Source organism: Dyadobacter sp. CY261 (assembly GCF_021440085.1).
Lineage (GTDB): Bacteria > Bacteroidota > Bacteroidia > Cytophagales > Spirosomataceae > Dyadobacter.
On record NZ_JAKCPW010000001.1, the window covers coordinates 1,692,741 to 1,711,309 of the forward strand.

Sequence of the window (18,569 nt, forward strand, 5' to 3'; positions counted from 1 at the left end):
TGATCCAACCTGCGTGGTCCGCCCCCCGCGGTGCGACCTGCGCGGTGCGACCTGCACGGTGCGACCTGCGCGGTCCGACAACCTAGCTCAGCGTGCCGCCGTCGATCGTGATCACCGAGCCAGTCGTGTAGCTATTGGCCGGACTCGCCAGAAACGCCACGGCATCGGCAATGTGATCGGGATGACCGTATTTCGGGATCGCCATCATGCCTCGCTGGAAATCGGAGAACTCGGAGGCTTCCGGGTTCATGTCGGTGTTCACCGGGCCCGGCTGGATCAGGTTCACGGTAATGTCCTTAGGTCCCAGATCGCGGGAAAGTCCTCTCGTAAAACCCGACAATGCCGACTTGCTGGCCGCGTACAATGTCGCCTGCGGAACCGCCGCGCGATCGGCCATACAACTGCCGATGGTAATGATACGTCCGCCGGGTTCCATTTTACGGGAAGCTGTCAAACACGCCTCGAAGACGGATTTCACATTGACATTCATTACATAATCGTAATCCTCGATAGTATGCTCTTCAAATGCCTTGCCCACATACACGCCGGCGCTGTTGACGAGGATATCGAGCTTGCCATAATGCTCGATGGCCTGATTGATCGCTGCCGAAACAGCACCTTCCTTCGCATTATCCGCTTGCAGCGCAACCGCACTCAGGCCCGCTTCGGCGAGCTCGCTGACCAGCGCTTCTGCCCGGTCTTTACCGTTGACGTATGTAAAAGTCACTTTCGCCCCTTCCGCCGCGAGCCTTCTCACGATGGCTGCTCCAATGCCCCGGCTTCCGCCGGTTACGAATGCGACCTTGTCTTTCAGATTTTGCATGATGATAAATTGGTTTTTGATTTCACTGCAAAATTACGCGCACACTCATAATTTTACAGGTACTAACATATTTATTAAGTACTAACATAAAAGTAAGTTACTGCGCGAATTGAAAAGCGGCGGGCCTATCAGCCCGAAGTATATCCCAAAGTGCCGCCACCTGTGGAATGCCAGCTCACCGCGGTCGGTAAGAGCCTCGAACCGATCATTAACGTCCTCACTCCCTGCGCCCAACGAAAATCGTCCCCAATCGGTACGCAAACGCGCGCAATGACCTCTATTAACAATAAAATAACACGCAATACCGGCGTATAACCGGCACAAGTTCAAATCTTCGTGCGTACATCGTAGGCAGGCACAATTTTAGCGCTACGCTGCACCCCCCATATACACAACGTTATGAACCATCGTGACCTACTATTACATCGCTATTTCCCGTGGCTGTTACTGTCCGGTATTTTGCTTAATATTCCCGGCCTCTGGCTCGATATTATTGAACCAGATGGCGCACTTTACGCCACCATCGCCAAGCACATTGTTATACACAACGACTGGATAAATTTATATGGCGACGGTCACGACTGGCTAGACAAGCCGCATTTTCCGTTCTGGATGGCGGCCATCAGCTATAAAATCTTCGGCATTACCGGCTTTGCCTACAAACTGCCGGCATTCCTGTTCTGGCTGTTGAGCCTGCGTTATACCTATCTCATCGCCAAGGAATTATACAATGAGGACGTTGCCAAAATAGCCGTGCTGATTTACACGGTGGCCCTGCACAGCACGCTCGCCAATTTCGACGTCCGCGCAGAACCGTACCTGACAGCTTGCATTACAGGGGCGGCGTGGCATATGTTGCAGGTCAATGCCCGTATTCATTGGTCCCATATTGTCTGGGCGGCATTGTTCGCGGCTTGCGCGATTATGACAAAGGGCATTTTTGTGCTCATCACGCTGGGCGGTGGCTGGGTCATTTATTGGCTGATCAGCAAACAGTTCCGCCAGTTTGTCAACTACCGCTGGTGGCTGGTGCTGGCATTATGTTTTGTATTTATCCTACCCGAATTATATAGCCTCTACGTTCAGTTCGATCTCCATCCTGAAAAAGTGGTTTTTGGCAAAACGAATATCTCGGGACTTCGTTTCTTCTTCTGGGACAGCCAGTTCGGCCGATTTTTCAATACCGGGCCTATTAAGGGCAAAGGCGATGTCACTTTTTTCCTGCACACCACATTATGGGCGTTTCTACCGTGGTCGGTAGGGCTGGTAGGCGGCATCGTTTACCTGTTGCGTTTTGAAAAGAACCGCGACGCGATCCGCTGGATCATTTATGGTAGCACGCTGGTAACTTTTCTCTTGTTTTCGTTATCCAAATTTCAGCTTCCGCACTACCTCGTGATCGAATTTCCCTATTTCTCGATCATCACAGCCTATTTCTTTTACGAGCTTGCCCGACGCTCGCAATTGCAACATCTGGTTACCGCGCAAACCATTTTACTGGTCATCACCCTCATTTTCATTTCCGTGTTGCTTTACATTACCCGCATCGAAAACGGAATTATAGCAGCCGTGATCGCGCTGGCGATTGTGTTTGCGGTCAACATTGTCAAGTACGGGAATCCTATGCAGCATCTGCTTTTCAAGGGTTATGCGATGGCGGCAATGCTTTACATTTTTCTTTTTCAATTTTTCTACCCGTTTTTACTGCAATATCAATCGGGTATGCAGGCTGCCAGGTTTATTCCGGAAAAAAACCGCCATTTGCCGGTAGCCGCCTACGGTTCATTTTCATACAGCCTTGAATTCTATTCGGCGGGTGAAGTCAAACTACTTAAAAACGGCGAACTCCTCGGTGATTTTATCGATACCGCGCCATGCTACCTGTATACCACTGCCGCCATAGCCGACAGCCTGATCCGTTCCGGCGTCGATGCCGAAGTGCAAGCTTCTCCCCAGCATTTTCATGTAACGCGCTTAAAAATGGGTTTTCTCGACGAAAAAAAGCGTAGCGCAGCAGTGGAGCCACGTTACCTGCTTTATATCCGCGACGAGCATACGATGTAAAAACAAGCCCCCAAAGACCAACGGTCCCGGGGGCTTACACTACTTCTGCGTATAATTAGGGAACCTGCACGGTTTTGATGGTCGTGTAGTTGTACTTTTTATAAGTATCATTCACCCGCACACCTACCCGCACGAAATAAGTCGTGCTGTATTTCATCGGTACGGACGACGAAATCGTGATATTCTGGCCTTCTTTATCGACCGTTACCGGCACCACCGCTCCTACCGCCGTGTTGTCCCAGTTATTATTTCCTACATATTGATTGGTCGAAATAAAAAGCTGGTAATCAAGTGGATTGGGTTTCATAACGCCTTCCGGCGCGGGATTACTGTTAAATTTGAAGGTAACGGCGAGCTTCTTGTCGGCATTCACCACCGGCTCGCCAATCCAATCTACATTCAGGTAAGGAATTACCGTGAAATCCACCTTGGTGCTGCCTTTGATGTCGACGGTCTTTTCTGTCACGGGATAAAACGGCCCTTCGACCGGCGTTACGCGGTAATTGCCGAGAAAGAGCTTGTTGTTGATAAAAGAACCGTCCTGTTTCAGGTTCAGAAATAGAGGCAGCGGCGTATTGCTCCAACTGAGCTCCTCCATTTTCAGTCGCGCACTCGACGCTCCCTGTTCAATCTGGATTCCATTCCCGGCCGCATCCACCAGTCGACCTTCAAGAGTCGAATCCGGCGCGTCCACATCATCGATCTTGCAGGAACACAGGAGTAGCGGGAAGATCAGGATATACAAAAGACTTTTCATTGTTAGATTGGTTTTCAGTGATCAATATTGCTCATTTTGAACCAGTTTCGGGTTAGCGATCAGCTCGGCACCCGGAATAGCTTCGTAGTAATTTTTGGTAGCGATGGTAAAACGCGCGCTTCGTTCCTCGAAACGGCAGTCGAAAATGTACTTGCCTTTTACATAATCGCTCGTCTCGACCACCGCACCTTTTGCGAACAGAAACGGGTTGCATTTCCGCCAGATGCGGGCATTCACCTCGGCATCGGCTGTGCGCCAGCGAAGCATATCCCACCAGAGTTTGTTCTCGAATGCGAGTTCCTTCCGACGTTCGATGCGCATGATTTGTAACCCGCGTGTAGGTGCCAGTACATACGAGCCTACGCCCGTGCCTGGTGCAAGCGGCGCGGCCGACGACAGTTCGGCCGCAGTTTTGAGCAACACAGCCCCGGCGCGGGTCCGGATCTTATTGATATTATCAAAAGCATCATTTAGTAAAGCCACGCCATCCACATCGATAACGCCATTCTGATGCAGCTCCAATGCGGCCTCGGCGCGGTTGAGCAACACCTCTGCATACCGCATTTCGATCCATGACTGGTTCGAGCGGTGCAATGTAGTAGCAGCCGGCGCAAGGTTTGGCATCAGCCATTTACGGCCATGGAAACCTGTAGTCGTCGCGTTGTTCGCCGAAGTTGGGCCATCAAGGCCGCTCGGATTGACCGACTGACCGTTTGAGAGTAAAATGGGCGTCTGGTTGTTCCAGGTGCCGGATTGCTTCACATTGGCATTGTAAAACGCATTCGAATTGTAGCCACTGGTCATGTCCTCAGGAATGAATTTCGGGATCGGCACCAAAGGATCAACGGTCTCTACAAGCGTTCCGCGACGCAAATCGGTCCGCACGCCTTTGATCGGCTGGCCCGGCAGCAACACGGTACCACGCAAACGCGGCTCGCAGTTTTCGAAAAGCTGCTCTGCATAGTCGTACACAATGTAATTGCCTTTGTCGTCAGTGGTTTTCAATTGCCCCTTAGCATTCTTCGGAAGGCCATCGAAAAGCTCCACATAATCCAGCGTGGGGTTATACCGATCGCCATAAGTAGAGGTCATATGCGGCGGCGCGTAGACGGCGTCGAAACTGTGCACCGCCTCGGGATAGGAATAACCTTTGGCAAAAATGGTTTCGGGGCTGGATGTGTCTAGAAAAAGATCGGCGTAATTATCGGCTGTCGCGGTCTTGTCGTCGGGTGACCATTTCTTCGTATAAAGCGAATACTTACCTTCTATCGATTTTGCCGCCTGGAATGCTGCCTTGAAGTAGTCGTTCGCTTTCTCTTTTGGAATACCACATAACATTACCCCGTCTTTTACAAACGGATTCGCGTAACGCGCGATGGAACCGGCCGTCAACGCCACGCGCGATTTGAATGCGGCGGCGACATTCTTGTTAACCCTGCCCGATTGCTCGCTCGCTTCCGGCATGGTTGCGATCACAAAGTCGAGGTCGGCAAGGATGAAATCGTACACCTGCTGTTCGCTGCTGCGAGGGATTTGCAGGGATTCCAGCGTACTTCCGTCCAGCGACTGCACATCCTGGGTAATGGGCACGCCGCCATAGCGCTTCGCCAATGCGGAATACGTAAACGCACGCACAAAACGCGCCTCCGCGATCCATCTATCCACTTTCGGCTGCGTGAGCGCCGTAACATATTTCGGCAATTCGCGGATAAGGTAATTCGCATTGCGGATCACCTGATAACCGCTTTTCCAATAGCCGCGTGCAGGGTTCACAAAGCCGCCATTGTTCCGGTTCGCATTCTCACCGGTATTCAACGCGGGCGTCGCGATGTTGTTCCAGGTATCGAAGCCTTCCGTTCCTTCCTGTGCACTGTATTTGAAATCCTCGATGGGCATGCGGCTGTACAGCGCTGCCATGTAGGCCTGCATACCGGCGTCAGTGAATGCATCCTTGTCCTGCACCACGTTAATGGGCGGGATGTCGAGCTCGTTACACGCATAAGTGCCACCCAGCAGCATTAGCGCCAGGGCATATTTTATATTTTTCATTTGAAATACCATCCTGATAGAATTTAAAAACTGATACTTGCTCCGAGATTGATCGTCCGGTTGATCGGGTACATATAGCCATACAATTCCGAGGGATGCTCGGGATCGAGGCCCTTCACTTTGGTGAAAGTGTGGAGGTTATAACCGTTTACATATATACGCAACCCTTGCGCGCCTACCTTTTTCAACAAATCTTTGGGCAACGAGTAGCCGATCTCCGCGCTCTTCAGACGCAGGTAAGCACCATTCTGAATGTTGCGGGCAGAGTTTTCATCAGCCGTGGTGCCCGTGTAGGCGTAATAGCCTCTCTCCCATTGCGTCGATGGATTGTAAGGATCAGCCGTCGGGTTGGTCGGGTGCCAGCGATCCATGAAGAACTCCAGTGCATTGCCATCCCAGGCCAGTGGCTCACGTAGCTGCTCGCCGTAAGCGACATATGAAAGCGCAGCTCCCTGGAAAAGAATGTTCAGGTCAAACCCTTTGTAATCAATGGAGCCTGAAAAGCCGAAATTCATGAGCGGATGGTTCTTTTTGGCATCACCGCCAACGGTGGTGGTACTGGCGGGATTAATGGTCGTCGCAATGGGGTGGCGGTCCGTATCGTCGATAGTGCCGTCGCCGTTCCAGTCTTCATAAATGTAATCTCCCGGCAATGTAGCCCGGCCCACGTAAGAATCGTGGCTGGCAATCTGATCGTACGATTGAAACTGTCCTGCATAACCCCAGCCAAACCAAACGTCGTTGTAGCGGTCGCTGCGGTTGTTCCGCCAGTTGTCATAAGAGTTACCCGACTGCCCCCTTTCAATGTACAAGTTCCGCGTACGGGTGAGCGAAAGGTTACCAGACACGTTGTAGCGGATCTGGTTGATGCGCTTGCGGTGCGAAACGGAAATTTCGAAACCGCTTGTCTGATCGCTGTTCAGGTTTTCCTGTGGCATCGTCGCCCCGAACGTGCCGGGGAGTGACATCAGGCGGTTGGCGAGCAAGCCCGTGCGGTTGCGGCGGAAAACATCAAAAGTAACTTCCACCAATCCGTTCCAGAATCCAGCATCCAAGCCCGCATTGGCGGTTTTGACGGTATACCAGGTGATATTCGGGTTGGGTGAATTACGAAAACCCAGTGCGTTCACAAACGATCCGCCAAACATATAACCGCCCGCCAATGCCTGGCTGTTGCCATTAAACGGATAGTCATAGCCCGACACAAACTGGTATGATGAAGCACCATCATCCCCCATTGTGCCATAAGAACCCCTGATTTTCAGATTATCCAGAAAACGGAAGGCTGCATTGTTTTTAATAAAACCCTCTTCCGACAACCGCCAGCCTGCCGAAACCGCCGGAAAGAAGCCCCATTGCTTGCCCGGAGGGAATTTGGACGAACCATCGTACCGAAAACTGAAATCGGCAATGTATTTGCCTTTGAAATCGTAGTTCAAACGGCCTACCAAACCCTTATTCGCATTCTTCCAGATATTGTTGATATTGCTGTTACCAACCTGGTTTTGCGCCTTCCCTGCGAAAAGATATTCCATTGGGATACCCAACTCGCGGCTGGCGAAGAAGTTATCGCTGCTGCGGGTGCTTTCTTCGTAGAGTATTAATGCACCTACATGGTGTTTTTCCTTGAAACTGCGGCTGTAATTCAGCGAAACCTGCATCAATGTAGATGGTAGGGTGTTGTAGGTACGGGTCAGCTGGTCGGGCAGATTATTGGCGAACGGCGCGTAGGTGTCGTTGGACGCATTGTAATCGTACAGATTGTATGATTTTTTATAATTGGTATTGGAATTGATCCGCGTATCGTAGCTGAACATCCCCTTAGCCATCAAACCTTCCACATAAGGAACGGTGTATTCCAATTGAAACTGGCTTTGCAACCATTTGTTATTGTCCTGCTGATAACCCGAAATATCCGCTGTCGTCAAAGCTACCGGGTGACCGGCTGCCATTTTGAAGAGATAATCGGGATTATTGTTCGCATAATTGGTTTCATTGGGTTGCGCGCGCCAGAGCGGACCGTAAATCTCATGCATACCGCCGGCTTGCTGATTATTTTTAGTGTCGATAATGCCGCTCAGCTTTAAAGAAGCACGCAGATTTTTGGTAATCTGGGCATTGACATTCGAACGCAGGTTGTATTTGTCGTAATTCAAGTCCTTGCTTTTCCAGAAACCTTCCTGGTACAAATAGCCCATATTGATAAAATAATCAATCTTGCCGTCGGAAGTGCCGCCGCTTGCGCTGAGGTTATGCTGCTGCTGGGGTGCGCGTTTCTGCATCGTTAGGTCGTACCAGTCGGTGCTTTGCAGCTTGCCTTCGAGGTAAGGGGCAAAATCCGATTCGGAATAGCGGATGATCGGGCTGTTGACGTTGTGCATGCTCTTCTCGTTCATCAACGTATACCGATCGATCACCCCGACAGGTTTGGGCAAACCCAGGGCCGTTTGGCTGCCGTAATACATTGAGTATTCGATCTTCGCTTTCCCGCTGGCACCGCGCTTGGTGGTTACGAGCACCACGCCATTCGCTGCGCGCACGCCGTAAATGGCCGCCGCCGCGTCTTTCAGGATGGAAATGCTTTCGATCTCGTTCGGGTCAATGCGGGAAATGTTGTCACGCGGTACACCATCAATGACGATAAGCGGGTTACCGAAGCCACGGATATCGAACTGGCTGGAATTGAAATCACCGGGCTCGGAAGATTTCTGCACCACGCGCAAACCCGGCAGCTTGCCCGTCAGCATATTCTGCACGTTCTGGTTTTTGGTAGTTACGATCTCCTGGCTGTTCACAGAAACGACGGCGCCGGTAAGCGTTACTTTCTTTTGTGTACCATAGCCCACAACTACTACTTCATCGAGATTCTTGTTGTCTTCGACCAGGGTTACATCAATGTTGGTCTGGCTCCCGACTGCGATCTCCCGTTTGGAATAACCTACAAAAGAAAAGACCAGCACATCGGCACCCGAACCGACCTGGATCGAAAACTTCCCTTTCGCATCGGTTGTCGTACCCGTTGCGGTACCTTTCACGAGTACATTCACACCCGGAATGCCCTCGCCTTTTTCATCTTTTACCGTTCCTGAAACGTCGGTTGCCGCGGCTGGTCGCGCTACCAATAACCGATCGCCGCCAGTCCCGAATGCATACGCAGGTGCGTGAAGACGGCATAGCAATGCCATGCTCATCGCCCATAAGGGGATGGATAGAGTTTTGTTCATAATTGTTTTTTTGAAAGAAAAAGTTACATGGAGGCAATCGTAAATCCGGATGCTAAGTAACGTGCGAAGTGTTAACGGGGACTTAATTTGGACTTAATTGGGCATTTTTAGCCGATATTTTTTCCCATTTATTCTTTATTAATTCCTAGTTAAGCTAAAATTATAGGTGCGCGTCTAGATTTGGAACAGTCCGGAAGCCTCATCTGGCGACCGGGTGCTTTCCAATCTTTCACCTTAATCCAATCCTGAATGAAAACAAACTGTTTACTGATGCTCCTTTTACTGGCGGCAGCCCTGCCCTCGTATGCGCAGGTCACGCCCGTGGATGATTGCGAATCGCTTACCGGCTGGGGCGGTGGCGGCAACACCCTGAGCCTCGACAGCGACGCGCCGGTACAAGGCACCTATTCCATCAAATCGGAAGGAGGAAACACCGAACGTTTACGCAGAACATTTACCACACCGATCAATACCGGCATCGGCCCTACCGAGCTGAACATCGCTTATCTTCAATTTTCGTTGTATGTTTCGGATGTTACCAAGTTCAGCGCTTCCGGCGGACAGTTCGAGATCACCAGCTCTGGCAACCCCGATACCGACGAATACAACTGGGGCACCGGAAGTGTAAACCTCCGCAATGGCTGGAACAGTGTGGTACTGCGCCTGAGCGCCGCGGGCAAGCAAGGCAATCCTAACCTGGGGGCGATTAACTTTTTCAGGTATTATAAACCGATTAATGCCAGCGAGTCGGTAATTATCAAGATCGATAACGTCCGTTTTACCAAAGGTTACGACGGCAGTGTGCTCAGCGGTGCGCATATTTTTAATGCCGCTGACAACACGGCAGGTTGGTCGGGCAGCGATGCGGTGAGCACCGATACCGGCAACAAGATTCTCGGCAGCGCATCCATTAGCAAAAACGGATCGGGTTCCAGCTGGTTTTCATTCAATGGCACTCCATTTAATACGACGGTCAGTGAAACCGATGGGGTCGTAAAATTCTGGCTTTTCGCGTCGGACGCAACAAAGTTCAACGGCGCTGGCAGCATTGTATTTTCGTCGTCGGGACTGCCTGGCAGCAACGAGTATCGCTGGAACGTGGCCAGTCAGAAAATACAGAATGGCTGGAACCATATCATTCTGCATTTGGCGGATGCCGTTAAAACCGGAAATCCCAATCTGGCGGCAATCAATTACTTCCACGTTAACCAGCCATTGAGCGCCGCCATTACGGCGCGGATCGACGAGATCGAGTTTTACGAACCTGCGCCGGCTACAACACCCGTGCCTTCGGCCAATACATTGAATAACAAGGTTATGTTTGGTTACCAGGGCTGGTTCGGTCTGCCTACCGACGGTAGCCCGACCCACAACTGGTGGCTGCACTGGTTCGGCGGCGCTCCTGACCACGCCAATGCCACTGTGGATATGTGGCCGTATCTGGGCGATTACCCGCCGGGGGAACTTGTAGCCACGAATATGGCTTACAGCAATGGCGCGCCTGCCAAGCTGTTTTCAAGCTACAATTACAACACCGTCGACCAACATTTCAAATGGATGCGGGAACATGAGGTCGACGGGGTGTTCCAGCAGCGGTTCCTCCAAAACTTCCGCACCGGCGACTCTCGTGTGACCCGGCATTTTGAAAAAGTGATTGAAAATGTACAAACGGCGAGCTTGAAATACGGTCGCGTGTATGCGATCATGTACGACCTTTCAGGCGCGGACGATACCTCGACCGAAGCTGTGATCGCCGATTGGAAAAAGCTCGTGGACGAAATGGGGGTAACCTCGGAAAGCAATTATTTGTGGCATAAAGGCCGCCCACTCGTTGCTTTATGGGGTCTTGGCCTGGCGTCCAGTCCCGAAGCAACGGCTGCACGTTCAGATAAGCTTGTGAAGTTTTTCCGTGACGGCGACCCTACCGATCTGACCGACGCTCCTAAATACCGGGCTACCGTCATGGGCGGACTGAACAACGACTGGCGCACCCATACCTCGGAATGGCGCGCCGTTTATGATCAACTGGACGTGGTCAGCCCGTGGTCTGTGGGCCGGTACAACACCGAAAGCGGCGCCAATGACTTCGCCATCAATTCCGTGCGGCCCGACATGGCTTATTTACAGCCCAAGAATATTGATTACATGCCGGTCATCTTCCCGGGATTTTCATGGTTCAATCTACAAACTGTGAGAAATAACCCGTCAGCAGCTATTAAAAACTCAATTCCACGCAACGGCGGCAGCTTCCTGTGGCAACAGTCGCAGAATGTGATCAACGAGGGGGCCAATATGATTTACCTGGCCATGTTCGACGAAGTGGATGAAGCTACTTCCTTTTTCAAAATGGAGAAATTCGGCGACCACACCCCGAAAGGTGGTGACACCTGGTTCCTCTCACTGGATGCCGATGGTTACGATCTTACGCCCGACTGGTATATGGCCATAGGCGGCTACACCAAAAAGGTGCTGGCAGGCAAAGCGACCAATAGCCTTTCTGTACCGCTCTACCCTAATGCCCTCAGCACAACTTCCGGCCAACCACTGCCAGTTACACTCGTGAGCATTAGCGCAAAAACCGAGCAAAACAACGCGCTATTGACCTGGCGTACGTCGCAGGAAACCAACAGCTCACATTTCGAAGTACAGCGAAGCACCGATGCCAAGACATTTACGACCATCGGAAAGGTTAATTCGCATCGGAATGCCACTACTGCCAACAACTATCAGTATAGTGACGCCAATTTGCCGGCGGGGCACTTCTATTACCGGTTAAAGATGGTGGATCTGGACGAAACATTTGCGTACAGTAGCATTGTAACGGCCAAAATCGAGACGCCATTTACTGTAAGCGTATTTCCTAACCCGGCCTCTTCCCTGCTCACGGTGAAATCGGATGCCCGGATTTTGCAAGTGGATGTGGTAGGCGCCTCCGGGAGGAAAATGCATTCGTCATCACCGGGACAGCCCTATTTTGAACTGAATATAAGCAACTGGCCTTCCGGCATTTACATTGTAAAAATCGACGGCGTAGAGCGGAAGATTGTGAAGCCTTAACGCATCGGACAGCCGAATTTTTAACACCAGCGCCCCGGTCCGTATGCGACCGGGGCGCATTTTTTACGAGCTCCCGTCACTCCGACCTTATATTATTTCAAGTTTTTTTTAACTTTTGTAAATTATTTGAAGCTACTGCGTATTATCTGAACCGGGCCGAACCCTTATGAGCCATTCAATGCCTCCTGAAACCACCATGTGTGGCATACGCCCGATATTGCTCCCGGATTCCCTGATGAAATTCCCTATTTTCTTCCTGACCTGCATTCTTGGCGTTTTATTTGTTCCCCAAAATTCTGCCAATGCCCAATCGCATGGCCTGCGGTTTGCAAGCTATGAGGTTTTGCAGGATCAGCGCACGACACTGAACCTTACACCGACCAAGCCGGTGTGCTTTTCACAGCAACTGGAACTCGCATTCGATCTCACTTTTGCTCCAAAACAAAAGACCTATTTTGGTTATATTTTCAGGCTTATCGGTAGCGATAAGCATAATATCGACCTCGTTTATGACAACGGCGTCGCTGCGGCAAATGGTCGTTTTCGGGTCATTACCGGGGACAAGCTGTCGTCAATCGCATTTAATATCCCAGACAACCTGCTTTTCGGGCAGTGGAGCAAATTGCTTGTCAAGCTCGACGCTGCCGCCAGGAAACTGACCATTACAGCCGGCGGAAGGACATTCACCCATATGCTCGAAAAGGTACCGGATGGCTGCTATCACATTCTTTTCGGCGCCAATCAGCACAAGTCATTTCAAACAACCGATGTGCCACCAATGACGCTGGCCAATATCACGCTCGCTCAGGATGGCAAAACAACGGGCTCCTGGCCACTCGACGAATATTCAGGCACAACAGCACGCAATGAAAAAAGCAAGACGTCCGCTATCGCAATCAATCCGGTTTGGATAGAAAAGTTGCATGAAACATGGCAACCACGAAAACGGATGCTGACAAGCGGTTTTGCCTGCACTGCGCTTGATCAGAAACGGGAGATTCTATATCTTATCGGCGAGGACAGTTTACATACTTATTCGGTAGCCAGCCAGATTACCATTTCTTACCCCTATCAATCGGGCCGCTTGCACCTGGCGAAAGGGAATCAGGCATTTGTGGATACCATCACTGGCAATTTGTACACCTACAATGTCGACCAGCAACGTATTGCACGATTTAATTTTGCTACACGGAAATGGGACAAAAACTTCATATTCCCTATCCCCGAAAGCTCAACCGAATACTGGCATTCCAACAAGTTTTTTTCTACGGCCGATTCGTCGCTCTATGTGGTCGGCGGATATGGCCATTTAACCTATAAAAACGAAGTTCACCGCTATCATCTGCCTTCCGGCAAATGGACTGCCGTGGCAAGCGACTCTGGCATTTACACCCCCCGCTATCTGGCGGCAGGCGGCCTTGGGGCAGAAGGAATGTATATTTTAGGCGGATATGGCAGCCTTACCGGCCAGCAAATCCTCAACCCAAGAAACTGGAATGATCTGTTACTTTTCCAGCCTCACAAAAGGCAATGGAAGAAAATCTACGAAACGGACGCCGACCTTCCGCACTTGAATTTTGCCAATTCACTGGTAATTACCGGTAACCATTTCTACGCATTAGCATTTCCTAAAAACCGCTATAATTCCGAATTACGACTCGTGCGGGGCTCGCTGGACAAGCCCGTGTTCCAGACGATGGCGGCGGCGATCCCGTATTCTTTCCACGACACACATTCCTTTGCCGACCTCTTTTACTGTCCCGGCAGCAAGCAGCTCATTGCACTCAGCATGACACGCAGCGAGGACGACAAGCAGACCGTCATGCACGTGTACACGCTCCTCACACCTGTGCGCGAAACAGTTCCCGGGATCGCTTCTGCTGAAAATCAACCAAAAGCCATCTGGCCATTTGTGCTTGCTGGGAGCGCATTATTGGGATGTGGCGCAGGGCTGCTGTACCGTCGACGGAACCTGTCTGCAAGAAACGTAAAGCGCGATACCCCAGAACATGCAGCGGAACCCGTAAGCACGACGGTGCCAAAGAAAATGGCTGCGCAGACCGATATACAGGAGAAAAACAGCATTTCACTATTTGGTGATTTGCAGGTAACCGACAACAACGGAAGCGATATCACACAAATGTTCACGCCCCTTATTAAGGAGCTCTTTCTGGTCATTTTACTTTATACGATACGCTGGAAAAGAGGTATTAATTCGGATAAATTGAGGGAATTGCTATGGTCGGATAAATCAACCGAGAGCGCACGGAACAACCGGTCGGTGAACCTCACCAAGCTGAAAGCGATCCTCAGCAGAATACCGCATTGCCAGATCGTGACATCGGCAGGACATTGGAAAATGGACTTTAACGAAGACGACGTACACGTGGATTACTTCGAATTTCTGAATATTACCTCGTCCAAATACAACGACCGTCCGATGATCGAGGCGCTGATCGCTATTACGAACAAAGGCAGTTTTCTTTCCAATCTCGAATTTGAATGGTTGGACCCGTTCAAATCGGAGATCTCGAATATCGTGGTGAACACTTACCTGAACTATGCAGGCAATATTCCCGTATCCGACGATCCTGAATTTATGATCCGTCTGGCGAACAACATTTCCTATTTCGACCCCGCCAACGAAGAGGCGATGATTCTCAAATGCAAGTCTTTTGCATTACTCGGCAAACACTCGCTGGCGAAGAGCACTTTCGAAAGCTTTACCCGCGAATACAACAACATTTACGGCGAGGAATTCCGGCGGGAGTTGACAGATATCTTAAAATCGGAAGTATAACACCAAATGCAGAAAACAGGCCGGCGAGCATTACGCCGGCTTATTTTTTGGTATAACGCAAACCTACTGAGAGGCCGATCTGATAGGGTTGGATTTTAAAAGGGTTGTCAGGATTCCTAAGTTTCGAAACGCTGTATTCAAAATAGGGGCCGACGGTCATCACAACGTTATTTCCTGCAAAAAGCTCTTTACCAAAACCCGCATTGAGCCACACCAGATTCTTTTCCGACGTCAGGTCACGGCTGAATTCAGCACCGACATCGCCAAAATAATTGCGCAGGAAATGAGAACGGCGCACAATATGCTTTTTAATGCTCATGCCGACTAAACGAACCGTGCTGTTTTGTTCCTGAGGGATACCTTTTCTCACCACCTCATAGTTTCCAGACAAATCAGGTCCTACCACGAATTCGCCCGTGGCGATCTCATAGCGATACGACTGCTTGAACTGCCCGTAATTAAGCAATAACTGGAACCCTTTACGCTCCACGCCGGCAGAAAATTTATAACCGACCGTCGCAGCGGATATTTTGGACGGTAATACAAAATTCTGGTAAACTACGCCATTTCCCGGCCTTACGGTCAGGATTTGGAAAGTGCGCAACGGCGTAATTCCTGCTACAATAGTCCAACGCTCTTTAAAAAGATATTCGTATCGCTTTTTAGGCTTACCGGGCGTGACAAGGCTGTCGGGCTCCCACTCATATTGTGGAAGGGCCAGTGGCCTGTGATCCAGCACCCCGATGTCTTGATCGGCCACGGAAGGCCCTTCCAGTACCTTGTTATGGTTTTGTTCGATTACAACACTATCCTGCTCTGTATCGCCAAAGCCCGCTTTTTTCAGTTCCGATTCCAAAAATGACCGATCCCCAGGAGTAATGACATCATCCTGGATCCATAGTGAGCCGAAAGACGAGTTTGACTTAGCCGTTTCAACTATTTTCACCAAATCCTCCCTTGTTATCCTATACGGTTTTACGGGCCTGCGGGTTGCTCGCACAGACATTCCCGGTGCTCTCCGAACCGGGTCCGCATTCACTATTTTCTCTGTCGTGACTGTTTCAACAGGTCGGTTTACAACCGGGCGGACTGCTATTTTCGTGTGCTCCTCCGTTTGATCTTGCTGTTGAGCCCGGATTGGCTTTACCGCCGATTGTACATCCTTCGCTGCCGTTGATTTCTCCGGCACATACCGCGCTATATCGCTCGTAATAGCTACTGCCCCACTTTTTTCAACGGTAGGCAACGAACCGAAATAAACCACGGCTGTAACCGCCATCAGCAACAGTAAGGATGCGATCACGCCGGTTTGCACCAGGCTCTTACCACCGGAAAGGCCTTTGAGCACCTTATCGCGCAAGGCAGGATCGGGAAGCCGTTCGAAATGATCGAATCTTTCTCTGAGGGCTTTCCGCAATTCCTCATCGATGCGCTCTTCAGAAGATTTCATATTGCGTAATACCTTTTTCTTGTAACTTTCTCATTAACAAATTTCTTCCCCGCAAAAACTGCGAGCGTGAAGTGCTGTCGGATATACCGAGCATTTCGCCGATCTCAGTATGTGTATAACCATCGACCAGGTGCAGGTTGATGATCATCCTGTACCCATCGGGCAGGGTATTGATCACACCCAACAAAACATTCATGTCCATACGCGTGATGATCTTTCCATAATCGCCCGAATCGATCTCCCGCTCGAAATCTGCCAGGTTCGAATGCAGTTGCTGTTCTTTCGTGACCCTGTGATAATAATTGATCGCCGTTCTGATCACCACCGATTTCACCCAACTGTCGATTACCTCGACATTCCGCAGCTCACTTAAATTTTTAAAAACCTTGATAAACCCTTCCTGAAAAATATCTTCCGCTTCTGCCTTCGTTTTAGCGTAACGCACGCACACTCCCAGCAGCCGCGATTTGTAGCGCTCATAGAATGCAGTTTGCGCCCTGGTATCACCGGCCTGACAAGCCCGTACCAGGTCGGCTAGCGAACTGTATTTGTTACTGCGGAAAAACGTCATTCAGGCGGGCTGCGAAGTGTATCGTTGAAACAATTACTCTTTTATCATCGGTATAGTGCGGTCTGATACGTCATGTTCACAAAATTCCCCTCCTGATCAAAGTTTATCCAGCATTGTTCGTTCATCCCCTCCATATTGATCACATAACCGGTTCCGACCGGATCTGAAAACTTGTAACCTTCTGCTATTTTCATCGGCGAAAAACCGGATGAGCTTTTTATAAAGGTCTGTATTTTGTCAGGCAATTCTTCAATATTATAATAAAAAGCTTCTGCCCTGTAAATTGTATTGATCAGTTTGCCCGACTGGTCAAAAGTAAACTCATAATTGGTACTCGACGCCGTTGTAGCACTCATGAGATACTGTTTCTCGTTTTTTTCGTTCAATGAAATCTTCGCCGAAGTAAATCTCAACTTTTCTCTTTCCAGAAAACTAATGATCTGAGCAGGCAAAGTGTACCGTTCATCCTGATAGATGGTGTATGAAAATTTCGAATAGGGCTCTAATTTGACGAGATACTTAATGGGATTGGTCGGCGCGTTTGGAAACCATGTTAGCAAATAGTCCAAGTTATTCCAAGCGTATCTCGCAGTGAATATATTCTGTTTACTGGGTTGTGGTACAGGCTCTTTATATAGATCAGCTTTCCCTCCCTGCACACCTTGTACCGGTAGCGACTGCTGCATGGAATCCGGCACTGCTCCATACATGCGGTACACACTCAGTATTTTTTCCGTATTTAAAGCTGCGTAAAACGGATCTCCTTTCAATTTGTAATAAACTTCATAAAGTTTATCCTTTTCAACCGTCTGAAAAGTAGCATCGGTAGCATCCGGAAATGCATTGGACATGACTTTGATGACCGACTCGGGCAAATTTTCGGGTGGAATCGATTGCTGATCCTTATAATTGCTGCACCCCGTCAGAACGAGAATGAAAACAGTTAAAAGAAATACGTTTTTTGTAAAGGTTCTGTCATTCATAGCATCAAATAATATGATCGCCGGGGTGCCAAATCAATATTCAATATAAGGATACGCCATATTTATGCTCGGCATCGCGGTAATCGACGTCGGTCATCCAGGATGCGCGCATGGTAAATGCATAGGTAATAATGCCGTTTTGAGTTTGCTCTTCAATTAGTATTTTGATCCGCTCCGGACTGGCCGCCCGGCGGGCCTCCTCCACACCTCGGTACAATGGTACGGGTTCGCTGGCTACATAACCCGTTTCGGGCAGCCAATCAGAACCCGATAACGCAGCGGCGATAGACCGGATGCTTTCAGGCAATGCAAGTTTGAGCATTTTGCGCTGCTCATCCCACGTCCATTCCCCACTTTGCTTAACGCTCTTGGGCATCAGCACACACTGGAACTCGCCAAAGGGAATCTTGCCATAGGCTCCCGACATTTGTGCTTCGCTGACAGTTCCCTTTCCGTACGGACCGCGACCGAATTGGACAGCTACCAACGGAATCACGTCGTTGAGAAAGTGACTGCTCAATATGGACGAACTTTCCCGGACATTCACCAGGGAGGTCTGGCTTTCCTGCTCCCGGGATATTTCCTCTATGCGCCAGTACCTTTCCTGTACGACCATCCTGCCCAGAAACTCTGCCTTGGTTACCGTTGCCAGCCCGGGTTCCACTTTCTTTTCCCCACCACACGACATCAGCAATAAAAATGTAACAAACAGTGAGCTGTTCGCCAGGTCTGTTACTATGCGCCTGCTTATCTTATGCTTCATGACCATTCATCATTCGGTTTGCCCATCC

General features: G+C 50.0%; 12 protein-coding genes. 4 read left to right on the forward strand and 8 right to left on the reverse strand.

Features of this window, described 5'->3' with window-relative positions; translation table 11 throughout:
- Window positions 1-82: 82 nt before the first annotated feature.
- On the reverse strand, window positions 83-823 hold the full coding sequence (locus tag LZD49_RS06805; protein WP_234666563.1) for an SDR family NAD(P)-dependent oxidoreductase: 741 nt from the start codon (window positions 821-823) through the stop codon (window positions 83-85).
- A 162-nt stretch (window positions 824-985) separates the two neighbouring features.
- Here LZD49_RS06805 and LZD49_RS06810 point away from each other — a divergent pair, with 162 nt between their 5' ends.
- Window positions 986-1,138, forward strand: coding sequence for a hypothetical protein (locus tag LZD49_RS06810; protein WP_234666564.1), 153 nt, complete (start codon window positions 986-988; stop codon window positions 1,136-1,138).
- 84 nt (window positions 1,139-1,222) lie between these two features.
- Window positions 1,223-2,887, forward strand: coding sequence for a glycosyltransferase family 39 protein (locus LZD49_RS06815; RefSeq protein WP_234666565.1), 1,665 nt, complete (start codon window positions 1,223-1,225; stop codon window positions 2,885-2,887).
- 55 nt (window positions 2,888-2,942) lie between these two features.
- Here LZD49_RS06815 and LZD49_RS06820 read toward each other — a convergent pair whose 3' ends face one another.
- From LZD49_RS06820 to LZD49_RS06830, 3 genes are read right to left on the reverse strand one after another with little or no spacing between them, the layout of a single operon-like run.
- On the reverse strand, window positions 2,943-3,644 hold the full coding sequence (locus LZD49_RS06820; RefSeq protein ID WP_234666566.1) for a DUF3823 domain-containing protein: 702 nt from the start codon (window positions 3,642-3,644) through the stop codon (window positions 2,943-2,945).
- A 21-nt stretch (window positions 3,645-3,665) separates the two neighbouring features.
- Complete coding sequence (locus tag LZD49_RS06825; RefSeq protein WP_234666567.1) at window positions 3,666-5,693, reverse strand: RagB/SusD family nutrient uptake outer membrane protein; 2,028 nt, start codon at window positions 5,691-5,693, stop codon at window positions 3,666-3,668.
- Window positions 5,694-5,716: 23 nt separating this feature from the next.
- Window positions 5,717-8,917, reverse strand: coding sequence for a TonB-dependent receptor (locus tag LZD49_RS06830; RefSeq protein WP_234666568.1), 3,201 nt, complete (start codon window positions 8,915-8,917; stop codon window positions 5,717-5,719).
- 249 nt (window positions 8,918-9,166) lie between these two features.
- On the opposite strand from LZD49_RS06830, the gene LZD49_RS06835 reads away from it, so the two are divergent.
- Window positions 9,167-11,974, forward strand: a complete 2,808-nt coding sequence (locus LZD49_RS06835; RefSeq protein ID WP_234666569.1) for a T9SS type A sorting domain-containing protein — start codon at window positions 9,167-9,169, stop codon at window positions 11,972-11,974.
- Window positions 11,975-12,140: 166 nt separating this feature from the next.
- The gene (locus LZD49_RS06840) at window positions 12,141-14,774 is read left to right on the forward strand and encodes a galactose oxidase (RefSeq protein WP_234666570.1); all 2,634 of its coding nucleotides are present in this window, start codon (window positions 12,141-12,143) and stop codon (window positions 14,772-14,774) included.
- Between the two features lie 40 nt (window positions 14,775-14,814).
- Here LZD49_RS06840 and LZD49_RS06845 read toward each other — a convergent pair whose 3' ends face one another.
- From LZD49_RS06845 to LZD49_RS06860, 4 genes are read right to left on the reverse strand one after another with little or no spacing between them, the layout of a single operon-like run.
- Window positions 14,815-16,224 (reverse strand): hypothetical protein, encoded by a 1,410-nt coding sequence (locus tag LZD49_RS06845; RefSeq protein WP_234666571.1) that lies wholly within the window; start codon window positions 16,222-16,224, stop codon window positions 14,815-14,817.
- Entirely contained in the window at window positions 16,211-16,795 is a 585-nt protein-coding gene (locus tag LZD49_RS06850; protein ID WP_234666572.1) for an RNA polymerase sigma factor, read from the reverse strand. The genes LZD49_RS06845 and LZD49_RS06850 overlap by 14 nt, the downstream gene beginning before the upstream one ends.
- Window positions 16,796-16,839: 44 nt before the next feature.
- A complete protein-coding gene (locus LZD49_RS06855; protein WP_234666573.1) occupies window positions 16,840-17,778 on the reverse strand; it encodes a hypothetical protein in 939 nt (312 codons plus the stop codon).
- 40 nt (window positions 17,779-17,818) lie between these two features.
- Entirely contained in the window at window positions 17,819-18,541 is a 723-nt protein-coding gene (locus LZD49_RS06860; RefSeq protein ID WP_234666574.1) for a hypothetical protein, read from the reverse strand.
- Window positions 18,542-18,569: the final 28 nt, after the last annotated feature.